The 14,782-nt window shown below is 66.8% G+C and carries 15 protein-coding genes; 7 read left to right on the top strand and 8 right to left on the bottom strand.

The features are described 5' to 3' along the window. Positions 1–26: 26 nt before the first annotated feature. From VIK36_RS12315 to VIK36_RS12300, 4 genes are read right to left on the bottom strand one after another with little or no spacing between them, the layout of a single operon-like run. Complete coding sequence (locus VIK36_RS12315; protein WP_324642116.1) at positions 27–896, bottom strand: restriction endonuclease; 870 nt, start codon at positions 894–896, stop codon at positions 27–29. 51 nt (positions 897–947) lie between these two features. Continuing rightward, positions 948–1,142 carry a hypothetical protein gene (locus VIK36_RS12310; RefSeq protein ID WP_159631839.1) on the bottom strand — a complete coding sequence of 65 codons (195 nt, stop codon included), beginning with the start codon at positions 1,140–1,142 and terminating at the stop codon, positions 948–950. Further along, positions 1,139–1,669 carry a hypothetical protein gene (locus VIK36_RS12305; RefSeq protein ID WP_324642115.1) on the bottom strand — a complete coding sequence of 177 codons (531 nt, stop codon included), beginning with the start codon at positions 1,667–1,669 and terminating at the stop codon, positions 1,139–1,141. The genes VIK36_RS12310 and VIK36_RS12305 overlap by 4 nt, the downstream gene beginning before the upstream one ends. Positions 1,670–1,728: 59 nt before the next feature. Beyond that, entirely contained in the window at positions 1,729–2,577 is an 849-nt protein-coding gene (locus VIK36_RS12300) for a universal stress protein (RefSeq protein WP_324642114.1), read from the bottom strand. A 103-nt stretch (positions 2,578–2,680) separates the two neighbouring features. On the opposite strand from VIK36_RS12300, the gene VIK36_RS12295 reads away from it, so the two are divergent. After that, positions 2,681–3,904, top strand: a complete 1,224-nt coding sequence (locus VIK36_RS12295) for a DUF5129 domain-containing protein (protein WP_324642113.1) — start codon at positions 2,681–2,683, stop codon at positions 3,902–3,904. 16 nt (positions 3,905–3,920) lie between these two features. Further along, complete coding sequence (locus tag VIK36_RS12290; RefSeq protein WP_324642112.1) at positions 3,921–4,160, top strand: hypothetical protein; 240 nt, start codon at positions 3,921–3,923, stop codon at positions 4,158–4,160. Between the two features lie 118 nt (positions 4,161–4,278). On the opposite strand, the gene VIK36_RS12285 is transcribed toward VIK36_RS12290, so the two are convergent. Together VIK36_RS12285 and VIK36_RS12280 are read right to left on the bottom strand one after the other, a co-directional pair. Continuing rightward, positions 4,279–4,416, bottom strand: a complete 138-nt coding sequence (locus VIK36_RS12285; protein ID WP_324645352.1) for a hypothetical protein — start codon at positions 4,414–4,416, stop codon at positions 4,279–4,281. 329 nt (positions 4,417–4,745) lie between these two features. Beyond that, the gene (locus VIK36_RS12280) at positions 4,746–5,495 is read right to left on the bottom strand and encodes a DUF4386 family protein (protein WP_324642111.1); all 750 of its coding nucleotides are present in this window, start codon (positions 5,493–5,495) and stop codon (positions 4,746–4,748) included. A 177-nt stretch (positions 5,496–5,672) separates the two neighbouring features. Between VIK36_RS12280 and VIK36_RS12275 the strand changes: the two genes are divergently transcribed. Further along, a complete protein-coding gene (locus tag VIK36_RS12275; protein ID WP_255172381.1) occupies positions 5,673–6,026 on the top strand; it encodes a hypothetical protein in 354 nt (117 codons plus the stop codon). Between the two features lie 76 nt (positions 6,027–6,102). On the opposite strand, the gene VIK36_RS12270 is transcribed toward VIK36_RS12275, so the two are convergent. Continuing rightward, a complete protein-coding gene (locus VIK36_RS12270) occupies positions 6,103–6,573 on the bottom strand; it encodes a GyrI-like domain-containing protein (RefSeq protein ID WP_324642110.1) in 471 nt (156 codons plus the stop codon). 68 nt (positions 6,574–6,641) lie between these two features. Next, the gene (locus VIK36_RS12265; protein ID WP_255172380.1) at positions 6,642–7,010 is read right to left on the bottom strand and encodes a DUF5655 domain-containing protein; all 369 of its coding nucleotides are present in this window, start codon (positions 7,008–7,010) and stop codon (positions 6,642–6,644) included. A 188-nt stretch (positions 7,011–7,198) separates the two neighbouring features. Here VIK36_RS12265 and VIK36_RS12260 point away from each other — a divergent pair, with 188 nt between their 5' ends. The 4 genes from VIK36_RS12260 (at position 7,199) to ppsA (ending at position 14,734) form a co-directional block, all read left to right on the top strand. Beyond that, positions 7,199–9,178 carry a heavy metal translocating P-type ATPase gene (locus VIK36_RS12260; RefSeq protein ID WP_324642109.1) on the top strand — a complete coding sequence of 660 codons (1,980 nt, stop codon included), beginning with the start codon at positions 7,199–7,201 and terminating at the stop codon, positions 9,176–9,178. Between the two features lie 77 nt (positions 9,179–9,255). After that, positions 9,256–9,717: a universal stress protein gene (locus VIK36_RS12255; RefSeq protein WP_255172378.1), complete on the top strand. Its 462-nt coding sequence runs from the start codon at positions 9,256–9,258 to the stop codon at positions 9,715–9,717. Next, a complete protein-coding gene (locus VIK36_RS12250) occupies positions 9,714–12,269 on the top strand; it encodes a cation-transporting P-type ATPase (protein ID WP_324642108.1) in 2,556 nt (851 codons plus the stop codon). Before VIK36_RS12255 ends, VIK36_RS12250 begins: the two co-directional genes overlap by 4 nt. Positions 12,270–12,316: 47 nt before the next feature. Then, the gene (gene ppsA / locus VIK36_RS12245) at positions 12,317–14,734 is read left to right on the top strand and encodes a phosphoenolpyruvate synthase (protein WP_255172376.1); all 2,418 of its coding nucleotides are present in this window, start codon (positions 12,317–12,319) and stop codon (positions 14,732–14,734) included. Positions 14,735–14,782 lie beyond the last annotated feature (48 nt).

Below are 14,782 nucleotides of genomic sequence, written 5' to 3'. Positions count from 1 at the left end.
GCAATTTTACCGCCAGCTCATGGAACCTACGCCTGGCCGCCATCGAGGATCCGCCGTGCATCCTCCTGCGCCCGGAGTGCCACCTCCGTGACCACCTCACCCTTCACATGGCCGGCGGCGGAGATGATGCTTCGGAGTTCGGTCACGGTCAGCGGCGGGCTTGCGCTGTGCGCCACGGCATGGCAGTTGTGGCAGAGCGGAACGAGGTCGGCAATGGGGTCAAGCTGATAAGGGCCGTCAAGCATCGCTGGGGGAGCCAGATGGTGGACGCCCATCACCCCCGTCCCCGCCCCGCCGTAGACGGACTCGAATGAGAAGCTGCAGGAGGCGCACGACGTGCCATGGAAGGCCAGGCAGGCCCGTCGCGCATCGGCATCCCGCTCGTAGCGGTTCACCTGGATGGTGCTGACGGCGTCCGGCGGGAAGGTTCCGCCCGCCACCTGCGCAGGGTCCGCCGTCGACGGCCCGTGGTCCCGCCACAGCCGGCGCAGTACAGGCACGGACGACGGCGGCAGGGTCACCAAGGACGGGTCCTTCAGGCTGGTGCGCAGGCCGTTGGGGAGGGCGCCGCCCAGGATGCCGGGACGGATCTGCTCGCCGAGCGGCAGGAGTGAATCCAAAGCCAGCGCGAAGAACCAGCCAAGGGAGACGGCCTCCACACCGGCGGCAGCCTGGTACGGCTCGGACGTCACGAACCCGTGGCCGATCAGGCCGCTCGCGGCGTCATTGCTTCCCTCCAGGAGGAGCCAGGCCTCGGTTCCCGGACTGACGTCAGGACGGAAGCCGGTGTGCCAGCGGTCCAGGAAGGTTCCGGACCCGGATACCTGCGCGACGGCGGCACGGTAGTTCCAGCGACGCAGCGTTTCGGCGTCGCAGCGGAGAATTACTGCAGCCACTGTCCACCAAACCCCGCCACGCGTCGTCGACCCCCAAGCCCTGAAGGCGGGTTAGATCGGTTCCTTGGCCAGTGCCTTGGTCTTTGCGGGCGTCTCGCGCCCCAGGCGTTCATCCAGGGTGACGCGCAGCCGTGCGGCGGCAACCTGGACACGGTGCTCGGCAGGTGAGGCCTTTTTCGTGGCGGGCTTGGCAGCGCTGTTCCGGGGAGCGTGGACAAACCGGTGTTCAGGCGACGTTGCGCTCATGGTCCAACCTCCTTGGTACTGTCTTCATCCGTCGTTCCATTCTCGCCTAAGTTGCCGCGGTCGTCCACGAAGGCCGATTCCTGCCCGGAGCCGGCGTCAGGCTCAGGCTCATCGCCGTTCTCGTCTCCGGACACGCTCTTCCAGGCGATGTCGAACAGCTCGAGCTCCTCGTTGCGGGCCAGTTCGCTCCGGGCCAGGACTTCCAGCGTCGCCAGCCCCAGCGCCTTGGTCCCTTCGTAGGGATCGAGTGCCCGGTCCAGCGCCCACTGGGTCCGTCGCCACCACTCGGCCCGGCTGTCCGACTCGGTCTTTTGCTGAAGGGCGTTGGCGTCGGCCTCGCGCTTCTGCTCCAGCGCTGTTTTGTCGGCGGCCGTGCGCTGCTTGAGCGTGCGCCAGTTGATGTAAAAGGCCAGCAACGCGGCGATGAGGACCGCCAGGGGTCCGAGGCCGGCCAGGATGACCCACCAGTCCGCCGGGCCGGAATGGACCACGACATCCAACGGGCCGGGGGAGGGAACAGGGGTCACCCGACCAGCTTAGGCCGCAGCGCGGCCGGCAGCCGGGCCGACACCCGCAGTCCGCTGCATCAGCCGCCGTGCCGTGAAATGAGGACAGGTCCGCGGGCGTGGTGCAAAACGGCGTGTGCAGTTGAGCCGATGGTCTCCCTGAGGATGCCGCGGCCCTGGGAACCCACCACAACCATCCGGGCTTCCCCTGCGGCTTTGAGGATGGCGTGGGGGACCGAGGTGTCCGCAAGCACTTCACCGTCCACCCGCACAAGGGGCGCTTTGGCAGTTGCGCGGTTCACTGCCGACGCCAGGATTTCCTGGGCTCCGGCGGCGCCCTGTCGGTCAGGCAGTTGATAGCCTGCGGGCTCGTGCCGGACGTGGACCACCTTGAGGGGTGCCTGCCATGCCGACGCCAGGGCGCATGCATCATCCAGTGCTGCGGGGAAACCCGACGCATCGACGGCAACGACGACGGGACCGTCCGGGTGGAGCTCCGGCCGGATCACCGCAACAGGGCAGGTGGCGGTGGCTGCCAGTTCCAGGCTCACGGAGCCCACCAGGAGGCCCAGGAAGCCGCCCAGGCCGCGGCTGCCCACCACGAGCATCCGTTCACCTGCGGAAATTTCGGCCAGATGCTGCGCCGGCAATCCGTGCAGCAGGGTGCTCCTGACCTGAAGCCCGGGTACCTCCGCGGTGGCCACCGCGACGCCGTCCTCGAGGATGGACCTGGCCGACTGTTCCAGGCCGCTGCCCGACACGCCAGGGACCGGACCGAGGTGCCGGGTCAGCAGCGGCCACAGCGAACAGTGCACCACACGGAGGGAGCCGTTGGTGGCGTGTGCGCAGCGCGCCGCCCAGCGGACGGCGGCGGCAGCCTCATCCGACCCGTCATAGCCGGCCACAATGGACCCTGACTCCTGCGTCACGTCTCAGCGCTCCTGACCGCCATGATCTTCACCGGCGGGACCTTCGGCCCTTTGGCCGGCCTGCTCCTTGGTTTCATCCTGATTCTAGGCAGTGGGGAGGGACATGGGCAGCATGGTGCGCCGGATCGTGTTGATGGTGCTCGCCCTGGCTGCCCTGCTGGTGGGGGCGGCGGCGCCGGGCACCGCTGTGGTGCCGGCAGCCGTCATTGTGGAGGACACGGCAGGGGTGCTCGACCAGAACACCCTGGTGCCCGCCGTCGAACGGATCCAGTTCTACGAGCCCACCCGCGTTGCCGTCTTCACGTACAACGGCAAGGCGGAGGACAACCTCAATGAAGAGGTCCTGAAATTCGCGCGGTCCAGGCATCCGGAGTGGATCAGCCCGGACGGCCAAAAATGGGCCGACGGACTGTTCATCTTCGCGCTCGACCCCGTGGGCCGGCATGTGGGGACGTACATGGGCGAGGACCGGAAGGTGTCGCTCGAGCAGCGCAGCGACATCCAGGACGCGTCCAAGGAACTTTTCCGCGACGCCCAGTGGACGGACGGCACCGTGGCCGGCATCCGCCGCGGCGCAGAGCTCATCAACCAGCCCTGGTACCGCTCCGCGGCCTTCCTGGTTACCGCCTGGGTCACCGCGGGAACCGCGGCCCTGGGCGCGGCCGCATGGCTGATTGTCCGTGCCGTGACCAGGACCGGATGCCGAAAGCAGATGGAACGCGGGGATCGCAGCTACTCCAACGTCAGCATGGACCTGGACGTCACGGAACTGAATGCCGGCACCATTCCCGAATCATCCCGCTACGGCAGCCAGGTCCTGGAGAAACACCGCACGTTCCTTAGCCGCTATGCCGCCGTTACGCAGCTTTCCAACCAGGTGCACGCACTGGGCAGGCGGGCCTTGAGCAGCCGGAAGAACCTCAAGCTTGCCCGGCAGTTCGCGGACAGTGCCGCCGAGCTGGATGCCCTGGATGACGTCATCGCGGACAGCAACGCCTTCCTGAACCGCGCCGACACGTGGCCCACTGCCTGGGACCGGCAGTTGGCCCCGTTCCGCAAGGACCTGGCCGGACTGGAGCAGCTCCTGGCCAAACGCCACGGGCAGGGGGACTCGGCAACGGCTGCTGCACTGCGGTCCTTCCGCGACGAAAGCCTGCGGGAGATTGAGCGGTGGACCGCTGAACTGGCCGACCGGCGGATTAGCCCGGAAGAGGCCCTGGACCGTCTCTATGCGGCGCGTTCCCGGCTCTCGGAGCTGTTGTTCCCGGCTCTCGGAGCTGTTGGAGAACCATGCCGAAACGGTCATCCAGGGATTTGCCAGGAATGACCGCGAGGCACGCCTGATGCGCGAACAAATGGAGACGGCCCATGAGGGCACGGACCACCGCAGGCAGCGGACTTACGAACCGAGCATCCTTGGCACGGTGTACCCGTCCTACACGTTCTTCTCCGTGGCCACGTTCAACTCCGGCTTCAATACCGGGGTCAGCAGCGTCAATTCCGCCAGGGGCGGCGGCAGCACCACCGGATACGGCAGCAGCGGCGGCAGCTTTTCCGGCTCCGGCAGCTCATCAGGCTTCTAGCGCAGCGGGCACACACGGCGCTGCGGACACAGCAGTGGGGCCCGTCGTTGGATGTGCCCCACTGGCTGAATGCATGGCCTGGACGGCGGGTTCCGCCGTCGGCCTTTACAGCCCGGACCTAGGCGGCGCCGAGGGAGTTGAGTCTGCGGGTCCCGCGGCGGACGGTGTAGTGCGGGTGCTGCGGGTGCTGCGGGGGAGCGAGGAGAACGTTCGGCGGCGGCGGCGCTACGTCCTGGATCAGGCCGGTGCCTTGCACATTCCCGTACCTCCTCGATGGCGGCGGCCGCCGCATGCTTGTCCGTGAACTGTCCGGAAACCGCCAGCACATGTCCATCGGGCATCACAAGCCGGAACCGAATCTGTGAATCATCATCGACAAACAGTTCGAACGTACCTGCCATAAGCCTTGTTCTCCTCAATCGTCCTGCCTCCAGTGGTGAGGCTGCATGCCATGCCGGAAACGGCACGGCAAAACTCAGGGCGCACTACCCCATCGTGGTGCGCCTTTCGACCTAAACCACCATCTCAGAGGCCACCTCCCCACTTTTAGGGACCAAGGTCCCTGATCGCAGGTGCCGGGGGGAATCAGGCCGCTACGCGCGACAAACGGATCAACGCAACTCCGGTGGTAATGAACCACACCCACAGCAAAATGCCGTACCCCCAATAGAAGCCGGGAGCTGCGTGGCGAAGGAGCTCGCTGACCACCCCCAGTGCGCCAGTGGCAATGCCCAGCCACGCCAGGTACCGCGGGAAGGTTGCCTTGCCGGACGTGAGCATGGCCAGTCCCATCAGCAGGATCCCAAGGGCGGAGAGGACGCCGACGATGGCCGGGGTGTTGTTTTCGGCGATGATGGCTTCGGCGGCGGTGGCATAGGTCCTGCGTTCCTCCTCGGTCCCGGCGGCCACGAAGCGGTCGCTGAGATAGACCAGGTTGAGGGAGCCGCGGCTGCTGACCGGAACGGCAAGCAGCAGCGCCCAAGGGAGGGCGCCGACGACCAGCGCCATCAGGGGCAAGCTCTTCCGGAAGGCCGAGAGGGCAACGAAGAGGGCAGTAAAAACAAGGACCGGGAAGATGTTCGGGAGGATCCACAGGATTTGCTCGGCCACATAGCCCGCCTTGTGCGACGCAATGAAGTCAAGGGTGGCGGCTCCGCCGTGAACGGGAGGGGGAGCCATGAAGTCGAGCACCAGGGCCGTTATCAGCAGAAGCACAAACAGGATGGACGACGCGCCCGCCACAAGGTAGAGGAGCTTCCAGCCGTGGTGGTCGCCGGCCTGGACGGCAGCACCGGCGGCCCCTGGCGTGCGCCGGACGCCCGGACTGCCAGTCATGAGGAACGGTTCCTGGTCATGCCCCGACTCTGCTACCCGACCCGCGGGCCGGATAGTGCCTTTGGGCCCGACCGGGCTTCAGGTTCTTCCGTGTTCCGTGACCAAGGACCCTTGGCCCTGCAGCGGGGTCTGGGAAGCTTGCTGAATTGAACCATGGTCCCGCACCAGGAGGCAGAGATGGCGACAAATGGCCCCCATTCAGGCCACGGCACGGAGGAGCGGCTGCGAATAGAGCTGGAGGATGCTGCATCCGTGAAATGGTGGGCGCGGATCCTGTACACACTTGGCTCACAGTACGGGCGGACACAGCTGCGGTTCGTGGGAAAGGCGGAGGACGGCCGGCGGCTCTATACAGGCGATACGTTCCCCGGGCCGCCCCTGAACCGAACGCCTCCCGAGGAGGCGTGGGCACCTGGCCTGGAGGCGAGCCTTACCCGGCTGCGGCAGGAGATCGTCCGGGACGGATGGTTGGAAACCAGCCGCGGCACGCAGCCTTGGGATGTGACCTACAGCCGTCGCCGGGGGTCCTGACCGCTGTGCTTGGCGGCCGGCGGGTTTCCATGGCCGGCCACGGTTCCGGCCGGTTCTGGGTCGCCTGATCCCGGCCTCAGGCGACCGGCCAGACCACCCTTGTTTGCCAGGTGGCAGGGTCCGGTTGCTGTTCCGGATCGGTCAGGTAGTACTCCCACATGGAGTCTGCAGGGGAAGCGCCGTCGGCTTCAATGCTCTTCCTGATCGCATCGTACGTGGTGCCCAGGGTGTCGTAGGGGCCGGTGTGGATGGCTTCGAAGGCATCCGTGTCGGGAAGCGTGCTGCTGGCCACCTCACCGGTGCCGTGGAAACTTCCGGCGACGGGGAACCCGGCTTCAACGTCCACCGTTTCGCCCGGCATGCCGTGGTACAGCGCAAACGGCGGGCCGGCCGGGCTGGCGCCCTGCATCTGGACCGCGGCCATGACGGCACCAAAGGCCCGGCCGAAGAAACCGGTCAATGCGTCCATGGGAACACGTTCGCGGACAACGGCGACGGGCTGTTCGGTGATGTGGATCTTTTGCGGCTGCTGGCCATTTTCAGTCATGCCATCAGCCTTGCCATCCGCGCTGGGAAGTGACAGGGCCATAGGACCCTGGGGGCCACCACCCCTGATCAGCCGGCCGCCTCGTACGCTTCAAGCATCCAGCCGCGGACCTCGGGATCGAGCTGCCTGCCGTCTGTGAGCTCCAGGTGGTGCATCCAGGTTCCGGGTGCCGGTTGGACGACCTGCTTGAAGCGCGGTGAGTCCAAGGTGCGGGGCAAGGCAAGGGACAGCACCAGTGGAACCGCGGATTTGACGTAGACCCCCGGCCGCCAGAGGTAGGCGTACCCGCGGCGCCGGCGAAAAGAGACCTGGCTCTTGCTGACCCGGACCTCATGGGGACCCAGTTCCGATGCCATCCGTTCCGCAGCCTGGTAAAGCCCCAGGGCCGCCGGGTCGCCGTCGAAAAACCGCTCCACCGTCCAAGGCGCAGCATTCATGGTGGGCTCCGGGTGTGCGTAAGGATCAGGGCGCCTTCAACTCTCTCCCGGGACCCGGCACCGGGGGAGTGCCAAAAGTCATGCCGTAGGGGTGGGCGGGGCCAAATGCCCTACCCCGGCTGACAGGATCAGGGTAGGTTCGGCTCTATGTGCGATGACCGTTTCCATCCCGTGTCGAAGTGTCACGGATGAGGAAGCAGGCCGCCCCGTCTGCGGGAACCGGTGGGAGTGCCGGCAGCTTTGACGACGAGGAACCTGCCGGCTCGCCCGTCGAAAAGGCCCGGGGCTTCGTCAGGCGGTATCCCGTCGTCGCCCTGACCTTCCTGGTGCTCGTGGCCACTTTGGTGCTGCTGCAGTTTAATCTGGGACTTCAGGTCCGCGTGCTCGCGTCCGCCTACGCGGCCGTCATTGTGGTGGTACGGGCGGCCGGAATGGTCCGGTCGTTGCGGGAGGGGCGCTGGGGGATCGACCTCCTGGCCCTGATGGCGATCGCCAGCACGGTGGTGGTGGGCGAGTATCTCGCCGCGCTGGTGGTGATCCTGATGCTCACGGGCGGTGAAGCGCTGGAGAACTTTGCGCAGGGACGTGCGGCGCGTGAGCTGCGGTCCCTGCTGGACCGGGCTCCGCGTTTTGCCCACCGGGAGGGGGCTGGTGCCGTACTCGAGGAGACGCCAATCGGTGATGTGGCCCCGGGAGACGTTCTGGTGGTCCGGCCTTCGGAGCTGGTACCCGTTGACGGCGAACTGCTGTCCGATTCCGCCAGCCTCGACGAATCATCGCTCACCGGCGAAAGCCTGCCGGTGGAACACACCAGGGGGCAAACGCTGCTCAGTGGCGCGGTGAATGGGGTAGCCGCCATCCGCATGCGTGCAACGGCCAGCGCGGCCGATTCCCAATACAGCCGGATCATCGCCTTGGTGGAGGAGGCGTCCAACAGCCGCGCGCCGGTGGTCCGCCTGGCGGACCGCTACGCCGTTCCCTTCACCGTCCTGGCGCTGGCGATGGCCGGAACAGCCTGGTTCCTGTCCGGCGAGCCGCTCCGTTTCGCCCAGGTCCTGGTGGTGGCAACGCCCTGCCCGCTCCTCATCGCCGCTCCGGTGGCCTTTCTTGCCGGCACGAGCCAGGCCGCCCACAAAGGCATCATCATCAAGAACACCCGGACCCTCGAGCAACTTGCAAAGGCACAAACAGCGGTCTTCGACAAGACCGGCACGCTCACGTCAGGGCGCCCCGTCCTGGACGAGATCCAGCTGGCGCCGGGCTACGGCGAAGCCCTGGGGAGCCGAAGGATCCTGCAGTTGGCTGCCTCCGCTGAGCAGTACTCCTCGCACGTGCTCGCAGGCTCCGTGATTGAAGCCGCCAAGGCCGCCGGCCTTGGACTGCTGACGGTGCAACAGGCGACGGAGAGCGCCACCCACGGCGTGGACGCCGTCTGCGACGGGCAGCGGGTGGTGGTGGGGAAAGCAGGCCTGGTGCGGAGTTCATCAACCGGATTCCGGGAGGCAGCCGTGCGCAGCGGCCAGCTGGCTGTCCACGTGGCGGTGGACGGCGAGTACGCCGGTGCACTGATCATGAAGGACCCGTTGCGACGCAATGCCGTGGACACCCTGGCCCGCCTGAACAGCCTGGGTGTCCGGAACACCATGCTCCTGACCGGTGATGCCCACGCTACGGCTGCACACATCGCCGAGGAAGCGGGAATCGGCCGGGTCCAGGCCGAATGCCTTCCCGAGGACAAGGTCAACACGGTGGCCGGCATCCAGGAACGGCCCGTCCTGATGGTGGGCGACGGCGTCAATGATGCCCCCGTCCTTGCAGCGGCAGACGTGGGAATCGCAATGGGCGCCAAGGGTGCCACCGCGGCCAGTGAATCGGCGGACGTTGTGATCATGCTCGACGACGTGTCCAAGGTGGCCCAGGCCGTGGCCATCGGAAAACGGACGGTGGCGGTGGCTTTGGTGAGTATCTGGACCGGGATAGGACTCAGCCTGGTCCTGATGGCCATAGCCATGACGGGATACATTCCCGCCGTCGCCGGCGCCCTCCTGCAGGAGCTCGTGGACCTGGCCACCATCCTGAACGGGCTGAGGGCATTGCATGGGGCTGACCGGAAAAGCGGGGCTGACCGAAAACCGGCAGCGCAGCCAAGAGCAGTTGCTTCCGGCTGAGCCAGCCAGGGACGGGGGCCGGCCGGCATGACTTTCGGCCCTTCCCTCCGCAACCCGGGGCCGGGATCGTGGTGTCCATGAACGCAGAAACAGGGGCGAAGCCCGTCATCGTGGGTGTGGACGGTTCTGAATACTCCTCCGCAGCCCTCCGTTACGCGGGCACGCTGGCAGCCCGCCTGGGCACCCGGCTCGAAGTCATCTCATGCGTCGGGATGCCGGACTACCTGGTCATGTCCCGCCTTGAAGGGGCGGACCGGCAGTTCACCGCCAGGCTCGAGGATGCTGCAGGGCGGCTGGTCGAGGATGCCCTGGGCCGGGCCTTTTCGGGGGAGCGGCCGGAAAACATCGATGTGACCGTCAAGTTCGGGCCGCCGGCGAAGGTGCTGGTGGAGGAGAGCGGGCGGGCACAGATGCTGGTGGTTGGACGGCATGGCGAGGGCGGGCTGCTTAAGTCGTCGATGGGCTCGGTCAGCAGGGCTTGCGCGGCCCACTCCAAGTGCCCGGTGCTGTTGGTGGGGCAGGAGGCGGACGCTGTGTGAGGACCGCTGAGGGCCTGAGCTCTGAACGGGCCGCGCAGCTCCTGGAGCAGACTGGCCCCAACCAGCTGCCCGGGGAAAAACCGGTCCCGCAATGGCGGAAGCTGTGGGGGGAGATGACGCACTTCTTCGCCCTCATGCTGTGGTGCGCTGCCGGCCTGGCCTTCATCGCGGACATGCCGCAGCTCGCGGTGGCGATCGTCGTCGTCGTGATAGTCAACGGAGTGTTCGCCCACATCCAGCAGGAACGTGCCCAGCATGCGGCGGCCAAGCTGCGCGGATTGCTGCCCGCCGACGTGATGGTCCGGCGCGATGGCAGGGCGCGCAAAGTCCACGCGAGCGAGCTGGTGGCCGGCGACGTGGTGCTGCTCAACGCCGGTGACCGGGTTCCCGCCGACGTCATTCTTCTCTCAGCATCCGCCTGCGCCGTGGATGAGTCCATGTTGACCGGGGAGAGCGAGCCGGTCCCGAAAGCCGGCGGCGACTCCGCGTGGGGCGGAACCTTCCTGGTCAATGGCGACGCCGAGGCAGCGGTCGCCGCAACCGGCGGTGACACCCGCCTGGCCGGGATAGCGGCCCTGACCAGCGGTGCTATTCCTCCACCCACTCCGCTGTCGCTGGAGCTGCGCAGGATAGTGCGGGTCACCGCCGTGGTGGCCCTTGGCATTGCCGCTCTCTTTTTCCTGGTATCGCTGTTGGTGGGGTTTCAGTGGCGCGATTCGTTCCTGTTCGCCATTGGAGTTGCGGTTGCCCTGGTCCCGGAAGGCCTCCTGCCCACCGTTACGTTGTCCTTGGCCATGGGGGCGCAGCGGATGGCCTCCCGCAATGCCCTGATCCGCAACCTGGAGGCCGTGGAAACCCTGGGCTCCACGACCTTCATTTGCACGGACAAGACCGGGACCCTGACGCAGAACCGGATGAACGCCGTCGAGGTCTATACCACCGAAGGGTCCGTCCTGGTGACAGGTGAGGGCTATGCCCCGGAAGCGGAAATCAAGGGGCAGGGGCTGCTAAGGGCTGCTGACGCGGCGCTGGCGGCGCGTGCCGCGTCGCAGGGCCGGGCTGAACTGCACGGCGGACAATGGCGTGCCCGCGGCGACCCGATGGAAGCCGCACTGGACGTCCTCGCGCGGAGGCTGACTGGCACCGGGACCGAACCGGCCCTTACGCGCCGGTTGCCGTTCGACCCCGTGCGCCGGCGCGAATCCGTGATCGCCGGGCCGCACCTGTTCTGCAAAGGCGCCCCGGAAACCGTGCTTCCCCTCTGCGAGTTTGTGCCCCCGGCGGTCAAGGACCAGGTGGAGGAGATGGCTTCCCGGGGACTACGGGTGATCGCGGTGGCGCGGCGGGGGCTCGACGGTCCACCCCGTCCATGGCAGACCGCTCCCGCCGCTGACCTTGAATCGGGCATGGAGCTGTTGGGCTTGATCGGACTCCATGACCCGCCGCGGCCGGACGTCAGCGAAGTCATCCGAACGGCCCGCCGGGCGGGCCTGAAAATCGCCATGATCACCGGCGACCATCCCGCCACGGCGGCCGCAATTGCCCGGCAGATCGGTCTGATCGGAGTTCCCGAATGCGTGGTGGAGGGCGCGGACCTTCCGGATGACGGGCAGATGCTTGGAGCGCTCCTGGACCGCGACGGCATCGTGGTCAGCAGGGTATCGCCGGAACAGAAGCTTCGGGTGGCGAAGGCGCTGCAGGCCCGGGGCCATGTCGTGGCTATGACCGGCGACGGCGTCAATGACGGCCCCGCCCTTCGTGAGGCCGATATCGGCGTGGCCATGGGCCTGAGCGGAACCGACGTCGCGCGGGAGGCATCCGACCTGGTCCTGCTGGACGACCATTTCGCCACCATCGTGGCGGCCATCGAACAAGGCAGGGCAACCTATGCGAATATCCACCGGTTCCTCACTTACCACCTCACCGACAATGTGGCGGAACTTACTCCCTTTGTGATTTGGGCGCTTTCCGCCGGCCAGTTCCCCCTTGCCCTGGGCGTCCTGCAGATCCTGGCCCTGGACATCGGGACGGACCTGCTGCCGGCGCTGGCCCTCGGAGCCGAACGGCCAGGGCAACGCATCCTGGCCAGGGCCCCCGAGCGCCGCCACCTGATGGACCGGCAACTGATGATCCGGGTATTCGCCGTCCTCGGTCCCGTGGAGGCGTTTATGGAGATGTCAGCATTTTCGGCCGTCCTTTTTGCGGGTGGCTGGAGCCGGGGACAGGTCCCGGACACAGGGCTCCTGATGGCTGCCTCCGGTGCCGCCTTCACCGCCGTCGTCCTGGGGCAGCTCGCCAACGCTTTTGCCTGCCGCAGTGCCAGCCTGCCGCCCTGGACACTGGGGTGGGGCACCAACAAGCTCCTGGTGTGGGCCGTGCTGGCTGAACTGGCCATCCTGGCGGTGTGCCTGTTCGTGCCCTACCTCGCCGAATTGCTGGGCCAGGCACCACCTGCCCCGATAGGATTCCAGATCGCACTCCTCGCGGTCCCGGCCGTTCTCGTCGCTGACTGGATCCACAAAGCGGCCCGGAGGCGGCTGCGGCGGAGCTAGGACCAAAGACTCTGCCTGGCCCGTTGGCCGGAGGCCACAATCGAGCCATGACTGCCGCCGCAGAAACCTTCCTGGCCGACATCAGCGTCAAGTGGATCGAAGATACAGGAATCGCGGACATCCCCTCCGTGGGAGGCAAGAATGCGTCCCTTGGGGAGCTGAGCCGGGCACTGAAATCCGCCGGCGTCAGGGTTCCCGAAGGCTTCGCCACCACGGCCGCCGCCTACCGCGCCTTCCTTGCTGCCAATAACCTGGAGCCCCGGATCAAGCAGTACATGGAGGAACAGCGCGCGGGGACCATTACGCTGCGCCAGGCGGGGGCAGCGATCCGTGAACTGTTCCTGCAGGCAACCTTCCCCCAAAGCATCGCGGCTGACATCCAGGAGCACTACCGGACCCTCTGCCGCCGCGCCGGGCAGGCCCAGGCTTCCGTTGCGGTCCGCAGCAGCGCCACGGCCGAGGACCTGCCGGATGCCAGCTTCGCCGGGCAGCAGGAAACTTTCCTCAATGTGGCCGGGGAGCGCGGGGTCCTCGACGCGTGCCGGCGCTGCTACGCTTCCCTGTTCACGGACCGGGCCATCAGCTACCGGGAAATGAAGGGTTACGGGCACTTGGACGTTGCCCTCTCGGTGGGCGTGCAGCGGATGGTCCGCTCGGACCTTGGCGCATCAGGGGTGATGTTCTCGATCGACACCGAGTCCGGTTTTCCCGGCGTGGTGGTCATCAGCGCCGCCTGGGGACTGGGGGAGACGGTGGTCCAGGGGACTATCAATCCCGACAAATTCCAGGTGTTCAAGCCACTCCTGGCAGACCGGCGCTTCAGCCCCGTCATCGAGCGGGAGTTGGGGGCCAAGGAACGAAAAATGGTCTACAGCCAGGGCGGGGATGCACGGACCAGGACCGTCGAAACCACCGAGCGGGAGCAGCGCTCGCTGGTGCTGGATGACCGGGAAGTGGTCCTGCTGGCCCGCTGGGCCGTTGCGGTGGAGGACCATTACGGGCGGCCGATGGACATGGAGTGGGCCAAGGACGGGGTGACCGGAGAGCTTTTCATGGTCCAGGCAAGGCCGGAGACGGTGCAGGCCCGCCGGAGCACGTCCACCTTCCGCACCTATCATCTTGTGCAACCGGGCCCGGTCCTGGTCACCGGCGCCGCGATCGGCGACTCCATCGCCAGGGGCCGGGCATGTGTGGTCCAGGATGCGAAGGACATCGAATCATTTGTTGATGGCTCCGTGCTGGTCACCCGGATGACTGACCCGGACTGGGTGCCCATCATGAAGCGGGCCGCGGGCATCATCACCGACCATGGCGGCCCAACCAGCCACGCCGCCATCGTCAGCCGCGAACTGGGTGTGCCCGCCGTCGTGGGGACCCGTAACGCCACCGAGGTGGTTGCCGACGGCGTCCAGGTCACATTATCGTGCGCGGAAGGCGAGGAGGGACGCGTCTATGAGGGGCTGTTGGAGTTCTCCGTGGAAGACGTGGACATGCAGGCCCTCCCGGCCACCCGCACGGACGTGATGATCAACATCGCCAGCCCGGCGGCAGCCTTCAAATGGTGGCGTTTGCCCGCGGCAGGCGTGGGCCTGGCCCGGATGGAGTTCATCATCAACAACCTGGTCCGCATCCACCCCATGGCCCTGGTCCACCCTGAAAGGGTGGTTGACCCGGATGAGGCGGCGCTGATCCGGCAGCTCACCCGCGGCTACCAGGACCCGCAGGAGTACTTCATTGACGTGCTGGCTACCGGAATCGCCAAGATCGCCGCTCCGTTCCACCCCAAGCCGGTGATCGTCCGGCTCAGCGACTTCAAGAGCAACGAATACAGCCACCTGATCGGCGGCAGCGCGTTTGAGCGCCCGGAGGAGAACCCCATGCTGGGGTTCCGCGGGGCGTCCCGCTACTACAGCAGCCACTACCGGGAGGGGTTCGCCCTGGAGTGCAAGGCCCTCAAACGGGTACGGGAACAGGCCGGGTTCGCCAACGTCATCGTCATGGTTCCCTTCTGCCGCACGGTGCGTGAAGCGGACAAGGTCATCCAGGCCATGGAAGAGCACGGCCTGGTGCGCGGCGTGGACGGGCTGCAGCTGTACATGATGTGCGAGATCCCTGCCAACGTGGTTCTGGCGGAGGAATTCGCCAAGCGCTTTGACGGCTTTTCCATCGGGTCCAACGACCTCACACAGCTGGTGCTTGGCGTGGACCGGGACTCGGAGGAGCTTGCCGGACTGTTCGATGAGCGGGACCCGGCGGTGATGTCCATGATTGCCCAGGCGATCAGCAAGGCCCACGCCGCCGGCATCAAAATCGGCATCTGCGGTCAGGGGCCCAGCAACCATCCGGACCTGGCGGAGTTCCTGGTCAGCCAGGGAATCGATTCGGTGTCCCTGAACCCTGATACGTACGTAAAAACGCTGCCCGTCATTGCGGCGGCGGAGGCCGCCTTGGCCAAGGGGCAATAAAGTGCCTGGCCCGTCACAGGGCCAGGCACCGGCGTCGTACCCTGACTG

Source organism: Pseudarthrobacter sp. LT1, from assembly GCF_035621795.1.
Taxonomy (GTDB): Bacteria; Actinomycetota; Actinomycetes; order Actinomycetales; family Micrococcaceae; genus Arthrobacter.
The sequence above is the reverse complement of the archived record's forward strand: the minus strand, read 5'-3'. Positions and strand labels throughout refer to the sequence as shown.